Source organism: Paenibacillus sp. UMB7766-LJ446, assembly GCF_030226665.1.
Taxonomy (GTDB): Bacteria; Bacillota; Bacilli; order Paenibacillales; family Paenibacillaceae; genus Paenibacillus; species Paenibacillus vandeheii.
Window position 1 is genome coordinate 40,390 of record NZ_JASOYM010000016.1, and the last position, 19,774, is coordinate 60,163.

Sequence of the window (19,774 nt, forward strand, 5' to 3'; positions counted from 1 at the left end):
TGGCTCAAGCTTCTATAAAGCTTATTTACCCCGGAATGAAAAGAACAACCCTTATTAAGGTTGCTCTGTTTCAATTCCTATACGTGTAGACGAAATGGTTGATAAAAAGGTTTCGTAATTTTTTAAGCTTCGCCGCTATTATCTTGCTGCATCAGCGATACGCTGCGTTGCGGCGTGAACGTGGAGATGGCGTGCTTGTAGACCATTTGCTGGCGTCCGTCGCTGTCAATGACGATCGTAAAATTGTCAAATGCCTTGATCGTTCCGCGGATTTGAAAGCCATTGGTCAGATAGACCGTAGCTGGAATGTTTTCTTTCCGCAGTTGGTTCAAGAACGTATCTTGGATGTTGATGGACTTGTTCATTAGCCGTACCCCCATTGGTTCATTTGAATTCGTGTTTAAGTAATATTCAATATCGCTGAGTAGCTTTCGTGCTATTATATCATGAACGGATTCATATAATCCACAAAAACCCCTTGTCTGCTATTTTGCACCTTTGCCTACGCTTCGCCTGCAACTAGAAGACTTATCCATTATACACCGCTTGCCGGAATTGCAAAAGAGGGACAAATTCTCCCTTTTCGCCTGCATTCCTCTTCACTTCTCCTGACCTGTAAACGGTTTCTCTTCTTCACTGGCTAACGTCATATTTTGCCGATTTCTTCTATCTTTGATTAAGAGTTTCAGGTATGTATTGGTATGGATTAGAACGATAATTAACCAAATCAAGGCAACTAGACCCGCAATGGCAAACCCAATTCCAAATAATCCTGAGAAAAAGAAATATAAACTTGCCACTCCGCTCGGTTCCGCACTCATACAATCTCCCCTTCCGATGAAAAGCCTTTCACCCAAACTAAACAAGCGCATTTTATAATATTTTATTTTTTTAATTATTTTAATATTTATGTTATTTTTTTACAACAATTTTCTTCAATAGAATCATCACAGGCTTCCTATAACTGCATTATTGTTGTCACGATTTCATATAAAAAACCTCTACCTTTCATTTCTAAAAGATAGAGGTTCTTTAGTCCTAAACAGGTGGCAAAACCCACCTTCTATATTCAGTCAAATTTGCGTTTGATCAGCTCACATACGTGGGCATAATTGCCTGCAAAATCTTCGGTATCCGTCATATCTACCCATTCAATGTCCTTCATATGACGGAACCAGGACAATTGCCGCTTGGCAAACCGGCGCGTATCTCTTTTCAGCCACTCTACGGCAGCCTCCCAGCTTACTTCACCCTGAAGATAAGCCGCAATTTCCTTATAGCCGAGTCCCTGCATGGAGATATGCCCTCTCGCTACGCCGCGCTCCAGTAATGACTTGACCTCGTCTATCAGACCCTGCTCGATCATAAGATCAATCCGCTCTTCCACTCGGGCGTACAGCTTCTGCCGATCCATCGTCAAACCCACTATGAGCAGGTCATATGGAGACTCTTTTTTCTGGGTAGCCAGCTGCTCGGATAACTTCTCACCTGTGAGGTGATAAATCTCAAGTGCACGAACAATTCGTCGCTGGTCATTCGGATGCAGTCGTTCTGCGCTAACTGGATCAATGACCCTTAGCTTATCATGTAACGCCTGCGGGCCATACTGCTCGGCATAACGGAACTGTTCATCCCGAAACGCTTCATCCGAGCCGCTGTCCGAGAATTGAAAGCCGTAACTTACCGATTCCACATACAGACCGGTACCCCCAACAATAAAAGGCAACTTGCCGCGCTCATGAATTTCCCCAATCAGACGTGTGCAGCTCTCCTGAAATTCCGCCACGGAATAGGGGTATTCCGGTTCATGGATATCAATGAGGTGGTGGGGTACACCTTTCATTTCATCGCAAGTAATTTTGGCCGTCCCAATATCCATTTCGCGATATACCTGCATGGAATCCCCCGAAATAATCTCACAATTGAACGCCTGTGCAAGCTCAATACTCATTCTCGTTTTGCCTACAGCTGTTGGTCCGACCAGCACAAGCAGCTTCGGTTTAACTTCCGCTTTCAACATTAATCACTCCGTACAGTGTTTTTGCATTGCCCCGGTCGTGCACTTCAAAACCGAGTCTCGTAAACTCCGCGCTGCCGCGCTTCTCTTTCATGACCACCCGCTTACGGGCAACCCTTTTCGCTTCAATAATACTCTGTTCATCCAATGCATTATGATTTGCATAATCCCGCAAAGGCTTGATGCCACTTGAATCCATCATCGGTTCACGGAACATGGGGTCAAAATAGACCGTGTCACAGCTTCGATCTGGCAAAGAGCGCAGTAAATCGAGATGATTTGCATGACGCAGCTCAATGCGCCGGAAAGCTTCATTTACCGCTGGCTTAATACTCTCATATTGGGACATTCCCTCCACTAGCAGCGTATAAAGCGGAAGGGAGCTTTCGCATGCAATCACTCGGCCACTTTTGCCTACTGCAACCGAGAATACCAGTGCATCCGTGCCCAATCCAGCTGTACAGTCGATAACGGTATCCCCTTCAAGTACAGCCCCCGCCTCCAGCATCGGGTCAGCCTCTCCATTTAACACACGTTTGGCGCGTACAAATCCCATACTGGGGTGGAACTCAAGCAGCGGTGAATCCGGACGAAACAAACGTACTTTACCCTGAAGTACAACCAGAACCTCATCTATCCCATAATGTGCGACCAGTGCAGGCAAAGACATTTTTTGGCGCGATATATAGGTCCCTCCCGTTGTTTCCGCAAGGTTTCGTGCACGTTCCACAAGGTGGCCTGCTTCCTTTTCACCGGTTGTAATATACATAACTTCCTCCTAAATAGCTACATGACCCGTTTGAACAATTTCTCCAGATCATAGGTTGAAAATGACACCACAATCGGTCGCCCGTGTGGACAAGTATATGGTTGACGGCAGGAACCAAGACGCTGAATCAATACTTCCGCCTCCTGATCCGTCAATTTCTGATTGGCTTTGATAGAAGCCTTGCAGGAGCACATAATGGACGCCGCTTCTCGCATCTTGGCAACATCAATACTTCGTTCACTTAGAACCCATTCTGACATCTCTTCAATAATGTCCTTCTCATCCCCCTTGGGGAACCAGAACGGATGGGAACGCACCCGGAAGGTCTGTCCGCCGAAATGTTCCAAATAAACACCTGCCTGCTCGAACCAAGCCAGTCTTGTTTTGAGCTTTTCGGTCTCGGATGGTGTGAACTCCAGTGTAATGGGCAGCAGCAGCTCCTGTGAGGCTTGAGCGGGATTGCCAAACTGCTCGTAGTAATACTCATAATTCACTCGTTCATGAGCCGCATGCTGATCGATCAGATATAGACCGTCTTGATTTTGGGCAATCAAATACGTCCCATGGTGCTGTCCAATCAGGCTTAATTCAGGAAATGCAGGCATCGAAACATCTGATTTAACAGCAGATGCCAGTCTTTCCGGGTCCGGTAAACTTGCAGCCTTCCAGCTCCGCTCTCCTTTTGCACCCGGTGCAGACGGATTATAAGATGAACGACCTTCTCTAACCGGAGAATTCACCGAATGGGAACGATAGGCAGAAGCAGCACCCTGTGAAGCAGGAGCAGATGACCCAATATCCTCTGCGGAAGGTGCGGCATCTTGCGAAGCACGATCTTCAGCAGCACCGTTATTTCCACTCACAGCAGAAGCTGGACCGCTATGGGAATTTTCGTTATCACTATAATTATGCTTCAGTACATTAGATCCTGATTCCCCGCTTATCATCCCAAATGGATCATAGGAGGGCGGTATCTCAGGTGGAGCTTCAGGCAACGGTAACATCTGACCCACACCATTTCCATCAGGACCTGATTGCACATCAGCCGGAGCATCCAGATCATCATCCTCCGGAGTCAATTTACCAAGCTCAGGCTGTTTCCCCAACGGACCTTGTTGTCCATAACCTGCCGATTCGGATTCATCCTTCAAAGGACCTCTTGGAAAGAGGAATTGTTCCTGAATAAAGGAACTGTTGTCTCCACGTCTAATTTGCTGCTTGGTTACCTGTGGAATAAGCACTTCCTGCCGCAATATACCTCGCAGTGTGGTTTCAACAAACTCATACAGCTCTGCTTCCTTGCTGAAACGAACTTCCAGCTTCGCCGGATGTACGTTCACATCGACCAGGGACGGATGCATTTCCAATTGCACCACGACAAGCGGATACCGATTAATAGGCAGCAAGGTATGATACGCCTTTAGAATAGCCTGATTGAGACCGTAATTCCGAATATATCGTCCATTCACAATGGTTGACATGCCGCCACGATTGGCACGAGTCCATTCCGGCAAACTGATGAGCCCGCTCACACGATAATCCAGATTTTCACCCTGGATCGGGAGCATCGCTTTGGCAGCACTTGTACCATAGATCGCTGCCACCACTTGCAGCAGATCCCCGTTCCCCAGCGTCTGAAGCAGCACATTCTCATTATGACGCAGCCTAAACGAAATGTTTGGATGAGACATTGCCATGCGGTAAAGTACATCCGAGATATGACCCAGCTCGGTCTGGATCGTTTTCATATATTTAAGTCTGGCTGGCGTATTAAAAAATAGTTCTTTCACTGCAAATTCTGTGCCTTGAGGTGAGGTTGCATCCTCATGGGAGCAAAGTTTGCCGCCCTCAATTACGATACGGCGCCCTCGCCCGTCATTTCCACTGGCCGATAACACTTCTACCTTAGATACAGCGGCAATACTGGCCAGGGCTTCTCCACGGAATCCAAGACTTGTGATTTGGAACAAATCGCGGCCCTGGGCTATTTTGCTGGTTGCATGACGATAAAAGGCTGTTTCCATATCCTCAGCCTCGATACCGGAACCGTTGTCTTTGACACGAATGCTGAGCAGGCCGCCCTCTTCCACTGTTACTTCAATTTTGGTGGCACCTGCATCTACCGAGTTTTCCAACAACTCCTTGACAACTGAAGCAGGCCGTTCAACGACCTCACCCGCCGCAATTTGGTTGGCAATATGTTCATCAAGTACATGTATTTTCGCCACAGGTTTTCCCCTCCCCTATACTCAGGATAATTGCTGTGCCTTCAACTTAAGATCATTCAATATCTGCATCGCTTGAAGCGGCGTCATGTTCATGACATCAATATCTTTCATATGACGGATAAACTCCCGGGCGGGCTTGTCAACCGCAACCACATCCGGTTTCGCAGTTACACTTGGCTCGTCATCACCAAATATGGACAGTTGAACCACGTCCGCATGTTTGGAGCCCGACTGCTGCTTACCGTTTTGTTTCTTTTCGTGTTGTTTCTTGTCGTGTTGTTTACCTGCTGAATCTTCACTCAAAACTGTGAACTCAACAGGTACCGCAGACTCGCTCTCCCGGATCAATGACGAGTGATCTGCAGCCTGGAACTCCGCACCGCCTCGCACATCAACGCCAATCTGCTGTTTGCTATTGCCTGCATATTCGCTGCCGACTGCAACCTGGGCAGCCGCATGTTCGAAACCGTGCAGCAAGCCATTTGCCCGCTCAATGATGCTGTCTGGCAAACCTGCAAGCCGTGCGCAATAGATTCCGTAGCTGCTGCTGGCTGCCCCTGCAATCAATTTGCGCAGGAAATTAACCTTGTCCCCACTCTCCTGAACGGCCATGGAGTAATTCGCCAACTTGTCCAGACTCTCTTCCAGATGAGCAAGCTCATGAAAATGAGTCGATACAAGCGCTTTGCAGCCAATGATATCATGCACATATTCAATAACGGACTGAGCAATGGCCATACCTTCACTAGTGGATGTTCCACGTCCCAATTCGTCGATAATAATCAGACTGCGTGGTGTTGCTTTATCCGTCATCACCTGAATGTCAGCCATCTCCACCATAAACGTACTTTGCCCGCCAATGAGGTCGTCTGCTGCACCAATTCGTGTGAAAATGCGATCCATGATCGGCACTTCAGCTTGTCCTGCCGGCACAAAACAGCCAATCTGAGCCAGAATCGAAATCAGTGCCACCTGCCGCATATACGTACTTTTCCCCGCCATATTCGGACCGGTAATCAGCAGAATGTGCGCCTCGTCCTTCTGCATTGCAGTATTGTTGGCGATGAAAGCTCCATCTCGCATCACCGCTTCAACCACCGGATGACGTCCCTGTTCGACGACTAGATCATATCCATCAGTCAATGTAGGCTTTACGAAATTGCGCTCTGCACTGATGACCGCAAAGGACTGATACACATCAATCTCTGCGACCAGCTCAGCCAACTTCTGCAGCCTGGCGATCTCCTGATTGAGCCGTTCCCTCAATTCCGCGAACAAGCCGTACTCAATATCGACCATCTTGTCCTGCGCTTCGAGAATCAGTGTTTCCTTCTCCTTCAGTTCGGGCGTAATGTAACGCTCGGCATTGGCAAGGGTCTGCTTCCGCTCATAACGGCCTTCCGGCAAAGAAGCCAGATTCGACTTGGTAATTTCAATATAGTATCCAAATACTTTGTTGTAACCGATTTTCAGAGAACGAATGCCGGTCGCTTCACGCTCTCTGGCTTCCAGCTCTGCAATCCACTGCTTGCCATTCACCGATGCTTCTCGGAGCTCGTCCAGCCTCTCATGATAGCCCTCGCGAATTAAGCCACCATCTCGGACCGACACAGGCGGCTCATCAACGATCGCCTGACCGATTGCATCTCGCAAATCATTGCAATCATCCATAACACTAGCAATGTGCTGCAGGGTTGTGGAAGGCGAATCTTCACAATACTGACGCAGCCCCGGAATTTTGTCCAATGACAGCTTGAGTGCATTCAGATCCCGTCCGTTAGCGTTACCAAAGGCAATTCGACCTACCAGACGTTCCAAATCATAGATGTCTTTGAGTTCAGCACGCAGATCTTCCCGCAATATAAACTGGTTATACAGTGTATCTACCGCTTCCAAACGCTCATTGATTTTGCCTTTTTGCAGCAAGGGTTTATCTACCCAACGACGCAGCATTCGTGCACCCATGGACGTCTCTGTGCGGTCCAGCAGCCATAACAGCGAACCTTTTTTGGAACGCTCACGTACGGTTTCCACCAGTTCCAGGTTACGCCGAGTAAACGGGTCCAGTATCATAAAGTGGTCAGGCTCATACGTTGAAACCTGTGTCAATTGTCCGAGTGAACGTTTCTGTGTCTCACTTAAATAGGAGAAAAGACGCGCTATACACGCTTGGCGTTCAGGCTCCAGACGTGCCCATACCGCTTCGCCGAATTGCTGACGCACCAAATCTTCTTTACTCTTCGTCCACGGTGTGTACACCACAGGTCGACCGATTGGAGATGCCTGAGTAGCCACCGTATCCAGCAGCGCAGCATCCCCCACCAGTTCCGAAGGTTCGTAGATCCCGATTTCATCCTTGAGCCACTCTTGGGAGTATGGAACTGAGGTCACGTAGAGTTCCCCAGTAGACAAGTCACAGGCCGCCAGTGCAAGTGTGTTCTGGTTTCCAGTCAGGCAAACCATATAGTTATTGGACTTATCCCCCAATGTCTTGCCTTCCATCACCGTTCCCGGTGTAATGACTCGTACAATTTCACGCCGTACCATGCCTTTGGTTACTGTTGGATCTTCCATCTGTTCACAGATGGCCACTTTGTATCCTTTTTCAATCAAGCGCTGTATGTAATTGTCAGCCGAATGATAAGGCACGCCGCACATCGGGATTTTATCTTCTCCCCCTCCTGCGCGTGCAGTTAATGTAATTTCAAGCTCACGGGAAGCATTGACCGCATCCTCAAAGAACAATTCATAGAAATCACCTAATCTAAAAAAAAGAAAAGCGTCCTGCGCTTCGGCCTTCACTTGCAAATATTGTTGAATCATTGGCGTATACTGAGCCATGAGTATCCTCCATCCGTTCCAATGTTGTCAGGAAGAGACGCTGTACCGGAAGGAGCAATAAGGCGGTCAGGCAACTGATTCGTGCCACCGCCTCATGTTTCGGCCATCCGCCGCGTCCCTCACAGGTTGCTGATCCATTTCTTCCGTAACGATGATCAAAATCGACTTATTTCTCATTATACCAAAAAAGTGCCCACTCTTCATGAACCTGCTCGAATATTCCAGAGTTTACGTATATCCCGACTCTCGTCCCATGTCCTACCCTGTCTTAGCTGGCTAATTAAAGGAGCCGCGTATTGTTCATAACGTTCAAAACCATCCATTTTCGTCAGGTCATCCAGCAATGCCGGAATATACGCTTGCATCACCTCACGGTTCCCCTCATAAAAAGCAGTATGAATATCCTCCTTCGCCAATGGACGTTGACGCAGTTGCTGATAGTCTCTTGCGATAAGACCAGCCAGAGCAACGACACCTTTGGCAACCAGAGGAGATACCAGAAAACTGGGTAAAGTGCGGTATTCGAATCCACCGTAGGATTTCAGCCTAAAGTCCCCCAATGCCCCATAACGTGGACGTCTGCCAGAACCTCGCGGGTCCTGAAGAACAGCGAGTGGCAATGCCAGATAATTGTCAAGTGCACGCAGCAGCTCCCCGTTTAACGTAACGCCACTGAAATGAACATGTCCACCGAGTGGCAATCCACGTTGGGGCATTCCCCCTGCCTGCCAGATCAGCGAATGATCACTAATGCTTCGGGATGCGGCCGCAAAGGCTCTCATCAGATGAGCGAGCAGTTCACGCGGTTCAGAGCTTGGGGCAGGTCGCAGTTCGGCTACAGGATATATTCGTCGTCCACCAATCGTCACAGAATCGCAGCCAGCTACGCCTGTTCGTTCGAGAAATCTGGAGGCGGGCACGATTTTGGACTCTGGCATCTGCACAAGCAGGAACTCGGGGTCCATTCCAAGTATCGGGGCTGCATTATGATGCCGTTCTTCATCCAGCTCAGACTGAAGCTGCTTCCAGCCTGCACGATACATGGCAGAGAGATCAGTCATGCCCTTCCATGGCTTTGGGTTAATCGAAATGACTGCACAACCGCTCTTTCCAGAGGCTTCCAGTCTTACTGCACCGTGATCCAGTCCAACTGTGTACAAGGTTTTGGTTGCAAGCCGTTCAATACGTTTGAACAACGTTGATGCGGCTTCGCGATCCAGTACACTTTCTTGCGCTCCACCCATACCGCTGGTGTCCCTACGTTTGATACGGATCGCTTGCAGACAGCATATCTCTACATCGTAACGAACACGCAATCCCAACTCTCGATCACGCCTGCCTTGCGAAGCAAGCACTTCAATCCCGGATCGTTTCAGGCGATTTGTCCGTTCGCGAGGGAGCATGCGTTCATATCGGCGCACCGCCTCCTCGGCCTCTTCCATCACATTCATCCTGTCCATCCTCCCGTTTCTCGCCCAAAATGAAAAAAAGAGGGCTTACGCCCTCTTCACTGCCGCTCGCGGCGCATATGATACCTTAAGTTTATGAATTAAGAACGCTAAGCTTACAGCTCATCGTCAAGCAAGTCAGGATCGAGATCGTCATAATCTCCATCTCCACTGCCGAAGTCATAATCCTTGTCTTCGTAATCTCCACAGCCATCCGTGCACACTTTCACACAAACTTTGGTTTCGGCGACCAGTTCAACAGCGAATTCCCGTTCTACCCGGATAATTACGCTGCCTCCACCTGCCGACACCGTGGCTTCCACACAGCTTGGTTCCTGCGTTGCATCCGCAGATACCTCTACCGTGGTAGCCCGGTGTTTCGGGTCCAGATAGGACAAAGGCACATGCTCTACATACGACACCGTTTCTTTGGCTACATCCGTCTGTGAGTTTTTGTCATAGGAATACCAAATGTTGATATCGTAAGTACCAATAACTTCAATTCCGTCCCCCGCTGATACGGCTTCATATTGGTGGTTGATAATCCAAGCCCCCAAAATACTGGTCGGACCATGTGGCGGAGTCACGGTATGTGTTACGGTAGAGAACTTACGACCTTTGCCGCAGATCGCCTTCGTGATGATCTCTCTACATTGATGTTTATGACTCAATGACATCTTTAAACCTCCTCCATACAATCATTCTTTACAAGTGTATGCAGGGCATCCGTCTAGGGTGACAACTATTTTCTATTATTCATTTGTAGATTGGGACCGGTCCGATATCGGAGACGGTGCTTTGTCCTTCTTGGCTATTTTCAGATACAGCGCGAGTTCCCGGCACAGCTGGAGAATCGCGGAACGAATCTCGAATTCTTCCCTTGTATCCGGCAACTCCATTCGTTTGAATTCTTCTTGCACATCTGCGAGAAGTTTTTCTGTGCGTCCGGTGTAAGATTCAGTGAGTACATCCTGACTGAGCTGGTCGAACAGCTCCGATACCATTTCCGCATGCGGCATCTTCTGATAGATCTGGGATACGAGATGCATCATATGTTGGATGGAATCCAGTTGCGTTTTGCGCATATAAAAGTAGACACTCCATCCCTCGTTCGGGTGGATGACCTGATTTTCCAACGAGCGTTTGGCCGCTTCAATGCCGCCTAGCACCGCCTTATCGGCTTCAATCAGCTCTTTTCCTGCCCACACTTCATTCGGATTGCGCAGTGTAGCTGCAAACTCCTTGAAGATGACCGAGAATAATTCATCAATTCTTTTGCGAATACGCAGCATCTGCGGGTCCGCAGCCGGCATATAGGCCAGATTGACAACCATCGCGGAACCGAGACCAATCAGCAGCAGTCCAATTTGTACCAAAACCACATGAACATCCATCTCACCGCCGCCAAATACCCGGAACACAACGACAGATCCCGTCACAATACCTTCCTTGAATCCGGCTCGAACGATAACGGGAAACGCAATTAGTATGTAGACTGCCAGTACCCAGTAATGGAAACCAAGAAAGTGAAAAAGTACACTTGCAAATAAAAGCCCCACTACGGAAGCGAAGAATCTGGCAGATATGGTGCGAATACTTCTTTTTCGTGTTACATCAACGCCAAGAATGGCTAGCAAGCCAGCTGATGTTGGTCCAGGCAAGCCGCACCAGTCCGCAATCAGCACGGCCATCAGCGCGGCGATTGCGGTTTTAATTACCCTAAAACCCATCTAACATTCCCTCTCCTCTAAGCTGCAAAAATGTCAAAGCAAGCGAGCCATACCTATCCAGGTGAACGCCTGTCCACTGCCTAATAGCGTCTACTGTTCTATATCATATCCATAGTATTACACATCCTGCCAAAAACCATTTCTTCTCTAATCAAAAGAATTGTATTTGCAAGAACAGCATATCTCCATTACCTATTAAACTCATAAACGGCATCAACCGACATGCGCATGCATGTCGGTCACAATAACGCGCCCCGGATGAGGGACGCAGGCAATTTGATTGATGCGACGAAAAGCCTCTAGGCCCTCTTCTCCAATCGTCGCATTCATTCCGGACTGCGCGGAATATTCGTAATTGTATGGTACTTGATTTTACGGGTTCGGGCAACGTGACACCTCTTGTGAAATTGTATACATATTGTGAATGATTTTTTATACACGCACAATGCTTCACACCATTATCTGCGTCCTGCCAGCAGCTTGCGTTCTACATATACAACGAGCTGGTACATCGCTGTGGCGACAGCCGCAATAATCAGCAGGCTCGATAAAACAAGGGTAAAGTTGAATACCTGAAATCCATAAATGATCAGATAGCCCAGCCCTTGCTTGGCGACCAGAAATTCACCCACAATTACACCGACCCAGGCCATCCCCACGTTTACTTTTAAGGTAGAAACAATGGCAGGGAAGGAAGCGGGCAATACTACTTTGGTGAAAATTTCGGAGCGATCACCACCAAACGTACGGATAACCTTAATATAGTTCTGATCTACTTCATTAAAACTGTTATACACAACAAGTGTAGTAATAATAACTGTAATTGACAAAGTCGTCATGACAATGGCCGTAAATCCTGCACCAAACATGACGATAAAGATGGGACCCAGCGCGACCTTTGGCATGCTGTTGAACACGACCATATAGGGATCAAGCACTTTGGACAAAAAAGGAGACCACCAGATCAGAACCGCAAGCAGTGTTCCGACGAGTGTCCCCAGCAAAAAGCCGACTGCCGTTTCCCCTACGGTTACCCCGACATGCGCCCATAGTTCTCCACTGACGATGTCCTTCCAGATCTGATTAAAAATTTTGCTGGGATAACTGAACAAAAGCACATCAATCCAGCGCAGCCTTCCCGCCAGTTCCCACAGCAAAAACATAAACACCAGCATGGACAGCTGCACCGCCAGCACTTTATGTCGCCATCTGGCAACCTGCTGAATATGGCTTTGGTGCAGCTGTCTCATCCATTTATCACGCATTTCCTGCTTCTGGTTCGTCTGATTCACCCGTTCTTCTCACCTCCTCCGGACTGATCCAGTTCACTCCATAACGCCTGAAACAGCTCATTGAACCCCGGCTGCTCCCTTGCGTAAAAAGGCTGTGCATTCCGCAAATCTTCTGGAATGATGAACTCTCGCCGAATGCGACCCGGATTGCGATCCAGCACAATGACGCGATCACTGACGGCAATAGCTTCCGACAGATCATGGGTGACAAGCACCGAAGTTTTGCCGGATTTCTTCAATGTGTCCGAAACCAGATCCTCCAGCTGCAGCTTGGTTTGATAATCGAGTGCGGAGAAGGGTTCATCCAGCAACAGTATTCCCGGGTCCGTAGCCAGTGTACGTACCAAAGCCACCCGTTGCCTCATGCCCCCGGATAACTCGGAAGGATACTGGCTTTCGGTGCCAGCAAGCCCCATACCTGCCAACAGCTCACGCGTACGCTCACGACTCTGTTCATTAAGGGTACCTGTCAGTTCAAGTCCAATCAGGGCATTATCCAAAATGGTACGCCACGGAAACAGATAGTCCTGTTGCAGCATATAGCCGATTTGAGCAGATGGACCTTCGATACGTTTCCCCTTAACCTTGACCTCGCCAGTGGTCGGTGTGAGCAGCCCGGCGATGATCGACAGCAATGTGGTTTTACCACATCCGCTTGGGCCGACAAGACTTACGAACTCTCCCTGTTCGACCTGAAGATTCAAATTCTCGATAACCAGTGATGCTTCGCGCTCGCTGACATAGACTTGCGAAATCCCTTCCAGTCTGATCACCGTTTCGGATTCAGGCATACATGCTCACGTCCTTTCCTGAATACCTGGTTACTTCGTTGATGCTGCTTGCTCTGCATAGGAGTTATCGACAATCGTTTGAGAATCCACCCGCTGTTTCAGTTCTCCCGCAGCACTCATAACGTCCAGCAAGTTATTCCATTCATCTTCATCAATGACTGGATCGGTTGCATATGTGCCCTGTTCCTTGTAACGGTTCACACTGCTTATCAAAATGGCCGGATCAATATCTTTGAAGTAGGGCTTGATCACTTCAGCGATTTCTTCAGCCGTATGGGAATCTACCCAAGTTTGTGCTTTTTGCAAGCCGTTTGTGAACTTCTGAACGATGTCCTTGTTATCATGGATATAACTTTGTTTGGTCATGAAGACCGTGTAAGGCAGATGGCCACTTTCCGTTCCAAACGAGGCTACAACCTTGCCGCGACCCTCTTTCTCAAAGATGGACGCCTGAGGTTCAAACAGCTGCACGTAATCCCCCGTCCCTGAAGCGAATGCAGAAGCAATGTTGGCAAAATCCACATTTTGAATCAATTCCAGATCATTCTGCGGATCGATGCCATGTTTTTTCAGCGTGAATTCGCCTGCCATTTGAGGCATGCCACCCTTTCTTTGTCCAAGGAATGTACTCTGTTTCAGTTGATCCCAATTGAATTCGCCATCGGGATTACGAGCAAACAGAAACGTTCCGTCCGTCTGTGTAAGCTGAGCAAAGTTAATAATCGGATCTTCTGCGCCTTGTTGGTAGACATAAATAGACGTCTCTGCTCCTACCAATGCGATGTCTACTGAGCCAGCCAGTAATGCTGCCATCGTTTTGTCTCCGCCAGCCGTCGTCTGAATGTCCACTTCAAGCCCCTGCTCCTCAAAAAAACCTTGGGCCACAGCCACATACTCCGGTGCGTAAAACACAGAACGTGTGACTTCGCCAATCGTAATTTTGTTTACATCCTTATCTTTATTGCAGCTGGTGAGAGCCACAATGATAATGAGCAAAATGACGATGGCCCGGATGAACCAGGGCGTGTATTTCATGATATTTCCCTCCTTCACTGGTTTCAGCTGTTCTCTCTACTATGGATATGCTGATGCCTAACAAAAGGTTAAGAACTTGCATGCAAAAGAAGAGCCGGGCAATTCTGCCCCGCTCTTCAAAATTATATGTTGATGTTATAGCTGTCCTACAGCTTGTAAATCTCGGTATATTTTGCTTCCAGATAGTCTGCCAAATAGTCCGGGTTCAACTCTTCACCCGTTACGGCCACAATCAATTCGGAAGGGGTACGACTTTTGCCATAACGATAAATTTTGTCAGTTAACCATTCCTTGATGGGAATTAGGTTACCTTCGGCAATATGGGCATCGAACTCCGGCATTTCTTTGCGCAGTGTATGTAGGATCTGTGCAGCATACATATTGCCGAGCGAGTAAGAAGCAAAGTAACCAAAGTCACCGCCCGACCAGTGAACATCCTGAAGCACACCCATACCATCATTCGGCGGCACCACACCAAGATACTCTTTGTATTTGGCATTCCATGTCTCTGGCAGGTCCTTGACTTCCAGGCCTTCGTTAAACAGCATTTTCTCAATTTCATAACGAATGATGATATGCAGATTGTACGTCAGCTCATCGGCTTCAATCCGGATCAGAGAGCTTTCAACCCGGTTAATTGCCCGGTAGAAGTCTTCCAGTTCTACCTCGCTTAATTGAGGGAAGTGCTGTTGCAAATCTTTATAATAGCGCGTCCAGAATGGAAGGCTGCGGCCAATCATATTTTCCCAGAGGCGCGACTGGGATTCGTGGATACCCATGGACGTCCCTTCGGCAAGAAGAGTACCTGCCAGATTGTCGTCAATATTTTGTTCATACAAGGCATGTCCACCTTCGTGCAGTGAACTGAAGACCGCACTCGTCACATCATCTTGCAAATAGTTCGTCGTGATTCGCACATCACCCGGATTCAGGCCTGTTGCGAACGGGTGAACACTCTCATCGAGTCTTCCAGCTTCGAAGTCATAACCCATTTGTCCCAGAATAAACAGACTGAATTTTTCCTGTTGTTCCTTGTCAAACAGCTGGTTCAGGAACTCCGTGTTCGGCTTATTGCCCGACGCATTCATCTTCTCTTGCAGGGGCACCAAACGCGCTTTGAGACGGGCAAATACCGCATCTACCTTTTCAACGGTCAGTTCCGGCTCATACATATCAAGAAGGGTATCATACCGAGTATCTTTCACACCCCAGTAGTCTATGAACTCTTGCTTGAGCTTCACAATATCGGTGAGGTAAGGAGAGAACCCTGCAAAATCGCTATTATGCTTGGCATCTTCCCAAGCCGTTTCCGATTTGGCGGTAAGTACGGTATACGCTTGTACTTTTTCCGGTGGTACGGACTGACTGCGATCATATTCTTTCTGACAATCTTCCACCTGACGGCGGTCGATATCTTCCAGCTGTTCCAGCACCTCTGGACTTGTTAATGTATCCAGGTAGGATTTCATGTCAGCCGAGGTTTGCAGCTTAAATGCTTCGGTAGACAGCATTCCAAGTGTTTCCGAACGTGTTGGTACACCTTTTTTGGGCGCACCTGTGCGCAGATCCCAGTGAAGCAAACCAATGGCTTCATGATAACTCTTGATTTTGCGAGCCAGATTACGGAAGGATTCCAGCTGTTGCTGTGCTTGTTGTTCCATTATTAACGTTCACCTCTTCAAAAAAAAGTTGGATTCCCTATTGATGATACTTTTTGCAATGCGTATAATCAACTTTTGACAGATGCAAATTGCATTATTCCTCTAAATCGCGGAATAATGCAATTTGCTGACCGTGATATAATAAATGAAACCAAAGGACGTAGGACAAGCTGCATTGGATGCAAGTGGCTGTGCTCATCGTATTGGATAACAGGAGGCAATGGACATGAACAACATTCAAGAGATTCTGGCTTACAACAAAACATTTGTCGAGACTAAAGAATACGAAAAGTATACGGCTGGCAAGTTTCCAACCAAAAAGATGGTCATCATCACTTGTATGGATACCCGTCTGGTGGAAATGCTGCCCAAGGCCATGAACCTGAAGAATGGCGATGTGAAAATTATCAAAAACGCTGGCGCAATTATCTCTCAACCTTTCGGGTCTGTTATGCGTAGTGTTCTTGTCGCCATCTATGAGCTTGGTGCCGATGAAGTACTGGTTGTTGGACATACGGAATGTGGTATGGCTTCCCTACACGCAGAGACCATGATTGGACATATGGTCGAACGGGGTGTGTCTGAGGAAGTCATGAGCACGCTGGAGAACTCGGGCATTCGTTTGCAAAAGTGGCTGCGCGGGTTTGACAGCGTTGAAGAAGGGGTAAAACATACTGTGGAAGTGATCAAGAAACATCCATTGCTTCCGCCCAATGTACCCGTACACGGCATGGTCATCGACTCCTATACAGGTGAACTTGATCTTGTCGCAGAGGGCTATGGGCAATAGACATCTCTCTAAAATGGTTTGGGTGCTGACCTCCGGGTCCGCACTCTTTTTTGTCTAAATTGAGGCAGTTGTTCTGTCAGGTTGTCAAACCATACAGTTTCAGTGTACACTTTTATGAAAGCGGTCAATGAGAACAATTTGCATTTGTTTTCGCTGGCCCAGCCCTAATATTAAGGAGACATGTGCATGAACATACTTTCCTACGGATTGCTCGGGCTTCTTACCCGCGAGGAGTCATCAGGCTATGATCTAATGCTGAAAATCCAGCCACATTGGCAGGCTAAACACAGTCAGATCTATCCCCTCCTCTCCAAAATGGAAAACGATGAGCTTTTAGCCTCCCGCTGGGTGCAACAGTCTGACAAACCGGACAAAAAAATGTATGCAGTCACGGAAAAAGGTATTGAAAAACTGCTGGATTGGATGATCACTCCCGTAACCGCTCCGGTTACGCGTGACGAATTCAATCTGCGTATTTTATGTGTAGGCATTGCCGAAGATGGAAGCATGAGACGCATTCTGAACGAGCGCAAAAACTGGTTTTTGGAACGCATCCGTTATTTCGAGGATTTGAAGTCCCGTATCCCTCAGGATAATTTGCGAGTAGGCAGTCGGGAATTCGGAAGCTACATTCTGGTACAAAAAGGGTTGATGAACGCACAAACGGGCATCGAATGGTGTAACTGGGTTACTCAACTACTCGATGGTCAGGCCGCTATTCAGGATCCTTGTCCAACTCATTCAGAAAATTAAACAAATTTTGAAACGTTCCTGCAAGTTGACCGTATTACTTGAGTAAGGCCCAATTTTGGGTGATTCAAACAAATTAATCGGGGGGTTACGATCTTTACAATGAAGAAAAAATTCGGAATCAAACATCTTATGATGGTTTTCATGGCCTTTACATTATTGTTCGCAACAGTCGGAGTCGCAAATCCGGATTCTGCCGATGCTAGACGTGGTGGCGGTTTCAAATCGGGAACAAAAAGCTTTACTAACACACCTAAGAAGTCCGATTCCAACAGTAATGTGAGCAAATCAAATACGAATAACAACTCCAGCACTGGAGCAGCTACAACCAACCGTGGCGGATTCTTCGGCGGTGGCGGTGGATTTATGAAAGGCATGATGCTGGGCGGTCTTGCTGGTATGATGTTCGGCGGATTGTTCGGCGGCATGGGAGCTTTGGGTAACATTCTTGGATTGCTCGTAAACGTAGCCGCAATTATGCTGATCGTGATGCTCGCGATGGCCCTGTTCAGAGCCATTACGAATCGCCGTAAACCAGCAGCCGATGGTCGCTATGACCGCAAAAATGATCGTGATGATGATGACCGCAACAGAAACGGACGGTACTAATCTCTATGGTTCTAAGCATGGATGAAATTGTAAACGCGATTTGTATTCACATGGCTGAACGCAAGGGTGTACGCCCGACCGATGTCAATGTGGAACTGAGCTGGGAAGAAGATACGGGATATTCCGCTGAAGTTTGGATTCAAGGCCGCAGTCAGTATCTGGTCGAATCTAACATGATTGAAGCGATCCTGCGCTACCTGCACAGTGAATACGACATTCGGGCTTACCGTGAGAATGTAAGACTTGATCTGGATGAAGAAATCACAGCGATTGTGAATCAATAAATTAATAACTAATAAGCCATTTGCGGATGGCATGCATAAAGGACCGTCTCCATCATGTCACTGACATGAATGGGGACGGTCCTTTTGTGTTGCTGGGGAAGAAGATTTAACTTTTGCCTCTACCTTCCCCCGAATCATACTCTGTAATCCTCTTGCTACTTCAATTTCACCAGGCTGTAGTTTTTCTTGCCTTTGCGGATGATGATGAATTTACCGCCGATTGCGTGCTCCGCAGAGACCGTGAATTCCAGCTCCGTAACTTTCTCACCATTCATAGTGATAGCCCCTTTGGTGACATCCTCACGCGCCTGACGTTTGGATGGCTCCAGCCCAAGGTCCACGAGCCAGTCAACAATATTTTTCGCTTCTCCATCGGTTTCGAAGGTCGGCATTTCCTTGAAGCCCTGCTCGATTTCGTCTGCTGTAAGGGAACGAATGTCTCCACTGAACAGTGCTGCGGTAATGCGTTTCGCCTGCTCCAGCATATCGTCACCGTGAACAAACTTCGTCATTTCTTCAGCGAGTGCCTTTTGTGCTTCACGCTTATGCGGCTCCGTTTCTACCTTTTCAGCCAAGGCTTCAATTTCTTCTTTGCTCAGGAACGTGAAGTACTTCAGGTATTTGATCACGTCACGATCATCCGTATTTGCCCAGAACTGGTAGAATTCGAATGGAGTCGTTTTGTTTGGATCAAGCCAAATGGCTCCACCTGCGGTTTTACCGAATTTCGTTCCATCGGATTTGAGCATCAACGGAATCGTCAGACCGAAGGCTTTCGCTTCGGACCCTTCCTTTTTACGAATGAGGTCTAGGCCACTTGTAATATTGCCCCATTGGTCGGAACCGCCGATTTGCAGCTGTACATTCTCATGTTGGAACAGGTGCAGGTAATCGAGCGATTGGAGAATCTGGTAGGAAAACTCGGTAAACGAAATGCCGTCTTCCAGTCTGCTCGCAACGACATCTTTCGCCAGCATCGTGTTCAGATTAAAGTTTTTACCGTAGTCACGTAAAAATTCAATTACATTGATTTTATGCGTCCAGTCGTAGTTGTTGACCATGCGCACCTGATTGTCGCCATCGGTTACGAAGAGCTTTTTCATTTGGGCAGTCAGTGCGTCTACGTTCGCTTGTACCTCTTCCATCGTTTGCAGGGAACGTTCCGATTGACGACCACTCGGATCACCAATAGTTCCTGTTGCCCCACCAATCAAAATGACCGGGCGGTGGCCGGCGAGTTGGAAACGTTTTAGCATCATGAACGGAATCAAATGTCCAATGTGCATACTGTCTCCTGTTGGGTCAACCCCACAGTACAGCGAAACCGATGTCGTCTCGGTTAGCTCACGAAGACCCTCCGCATCCGTTTGTTGATTAATGGCGTCGCGCCATTCCAGTTCATCAATAATATTCAAAACAAACAACCCCTTCTCTATGCATTGGTATTAGGCCATGATCTACGTTAATTCACAAGCAGCTAAGCCGGGCGAGGCTTTTTTGGACACAAAAAAATCGCCGCCTTGTCTTCA

The 19,774-nt window shown here is 47.9% G+C and carries 18 protein-coding genes; 4 read left to right on the forward strand and 14 right to left on the reverse strand.

From position 1 onward, the window contains the following. Nucleotides 1-122 precede the first annotated feature (122 nt). The 13 genes from hfq to QP794_RS28725 all read right to left on the reverse strand — a co-directional run bounded on the left by hfq (nucleotide 123) and on the right by QP794_RS28725 (nucleotide 15,812). On the reverse strand, nucleotides 123-365 hold the full coding sequence (hfq, locus tag QP794_RS28665; RefSeq protein WP_017687918.1) for an RNA chaperone Hfq: 243 nt from the start codon (nucleotides 363-365) through the stop codon (nucleotides 123-125). A 234-nt stretch (nucleotides 366-599) separates the two neighbouring features. After that, nucleotides 600-821 carry a hypothetical protein gene (locus QP794_RS28670; RefSeq protein WP_285080114.1) on the reverse strand — a complete coding sequence of 74 codons (222 nt, stop codon included), beginning with the start codon at nucleotides 819-821 and terminating at the stop codon, nucleotides 600-602. A 248-nt stretch (nucleotides 822-1,069) separates the two neighbouring features. Then, nucleotides 1,070-2,017, reverse strand: coding sequence for a tRNA (adenosine(37)-N6)-dimethylallyltransferase MiaA (gene miaA / locus QP794_RS28675; RefSeq protein WP_435874144.1), 948 nt, complete (start codon nucleotides 2,015-2,017; stop codon nucleotides 1,070-1,072). Further along, nucleotides 2,001-2,786 carry a class I SAM-dependent methyltransferase gene (locus QP794_RS28680; RefSeq protein WP_094937262.1) on the reverse strand — a complete coding sequence of 262 codons (786 nt, stop codon included), beginning with the start codon at nucleotides 2,784-2,786 and terminating at the stop codon, nucleotides 2,001-2,003. Before QP794_RS28680 ends, miaA begins: the two co-directional genes overlap by 17 nt. Nucleotides 2,787-2,803: 17 nt before the next feature. After that, complete coding sequence (gene mutL, locus QP794_RS28685) at nucleotides 2,804-5,014, reverse strand: DNA mismatch repair endonuclease MutL (protein WP_285080116.1); 2,211 nt, start codon at nucleotides 5,012-5,014, stop codon at nucleotides 2,804-2,806. Nucleotides 5,015-5,035: 21 nt separating this feature from the next. Next, nucleotides 5,036-7,855 (reverse strand): DNA mismatch repair protein MutS, encoded by a 2,820-nt coding sequence (gene mutS / locus QP794_RS28690; protein WP_285080117.1) that lies wholly within the window; start codon nucleotides 7,853-7,855, stop codon nucleotides 5,036-5,038. Nucleotides 7,856-8,055: 200 nt separating this feature from the next. Next, a complete protein-coding gene (locus tag QP794_RS28695; protein WP_285080118.1) occupies nucleotides 8,056-9,306 on the reverse strand; it encodes a putative amidoligase domain-containing protein in 1,251 nt (416 codons plus the stop codon). 113 nt (nucleotides 9,307-9,419) lie between these two features. Continuing rightward, the gene (locus QP794_RS28700) at nucleotides 9,420-9,980 is read right to left on the reverse strand and encodes an outer spore coat protein CotE (protein WP_079349268.1); all 561 of its coding nucleotides are present in this window, start codon (nucleotides 9,978-9,980) and stop codon (nucleotides 9,420-9,422) included. A 75-nt stretch (nucleotides 9,981-10,055) separates the two neighbouring features. Continuing rightward, the gene (locus tag QP794_RS28705; protein ID WP_079349269.1) at nucleotides 10,056-11,033 is read right to left on the reverse strand and encodes an aromatic acid exporter family protein; all 978 of its coding nucleotides are present in this window, start codon (nucleotides 11,031-11,033) and stop codon (nucleotides 10,056-10,058) included. 458 nt (nucleotides 11,034-11,491) lie between these two features. After that, nucleotides 11,492-12,283: an ABC transporter permease gene (locus tag QP794_RS28710; RefSeq protein ID WP_373456216.1), complete on the reverse strand. Its 792-nt coding sequence runs from the start codon at nucleotides 12,281-12,283 to the stop codon at nucleotides 11,492-11,494. 38 nt (nucleotides 12,284-12,321) lie between these two features. Continuing rightward, a complete protein-coding gene (locus tag QP794_RS28715) occupies nucleotides 12,322-13,116 on the reverse strand; it encodes an ABC transporter ATP-binding protein (protein WP_285080119.1) in 795 nt (264 codons plus the stop codon). Nucleotides 13,117-13,146: 30 nt separating this feature from the next. After that, nucleotides 13,147-14,151: an ABC transporter substrate-binding protein gene (locus QP794_RS28720; protein ID WP_285080120.1), complete on the reverse strand. Its 1,005-nt coding sequence runs from the start codon at nucleotides 14,149-14,151 to the stop codon at nucleotides 13,147-13,149. 146 nt (nucleotides 14,152-14,297) lie between these two features. Next, complete coding sequence (locus QP794_RS28725) at nucleotides 14,298-15,812, reverse strand: carboxypeptidase M32 (protein WP_285080121.1); 1,515 nt, start codon at nucleotides 15,810-15,812, stop codon at nucleotides 14,298-14,300. Nucleotides 15,813-16,038: 226 nt separating this feature from the next. Between QP794_RS28725 and QP794_RS28730 the strand changes: the two genes are divergently transcribed. The 4 genes from QP794_RS28730 (at nucleotide 16,039) to QP794_RS28745 (ending at nucleotide 18,245) form a co-directional block, all read left to right on the forward strand. After that, nucleotides 16,039-16,602, forward strand: coding sequence for a beta-class carbonic anhydrase (locus QP794_RS28730; RefSeq protein WP_024630483.1), 564 nt, complete (start codon nucleotides 16,039-16,041; stop codon nucleotides 16,600-16,602). Nucleotides 16,603-16,788: 186 nt separating this feature from the next. Then, nucleotides 16,789-17,355, forward strand: a complete 567-nt coding sequence (locus QP794_RS28735; protein ID WP_024630484.1) for a PadR family transcriptional regulator — start codon at nucleotides 16,789-16,791, stop codon at nucleotides 17,353-17,355. Between the two features lie 99 nt (nucleotides 17,356-17,454). After that, a complete protein-coding gene (locus QP794_RS28740; RefSeq protein ID WP_024630485.1) occupies nucleotides 17,455-17,961 on the forward strand; it encodes a hypothetical protein in 507 nt (168 codons plus the stop codon). A 5-nt stretch (nucleotides 17,962-17,966) separates the two neighbouring features. Continuing rightward, nucleotides 17,967-18,245: a YxcD family protein gene (locus QP794_RS28745; RefSeq protein WP_024630486.1), complete on the forward strand. Its 279-nt coding sequence runs from the start codon at nucleotides 17,967-17,969 to the stop codon at nucleotides 18,243-18,245. Nucleotides 18,246-18,400: 155 nt separating this feature from the next. Here QP794_RS28745 and tyrS read toward each other — a convergent pair whose 3' ends face one another. Further along, nucleotides 18,401-19,660, reverse strand: a complete 1,260-nt coding sequence (gene tyrS / locus QP794_RS28750) for a tyrosine--tRNA ligase (RefSeq protein WP_285080125.1) — start codon at nucleotides 19,658-19,660, stop codon at nucleotides 18,401-18,403. Nucleotides 19,661-19,774: the final 114 nt, after the last annotated feature.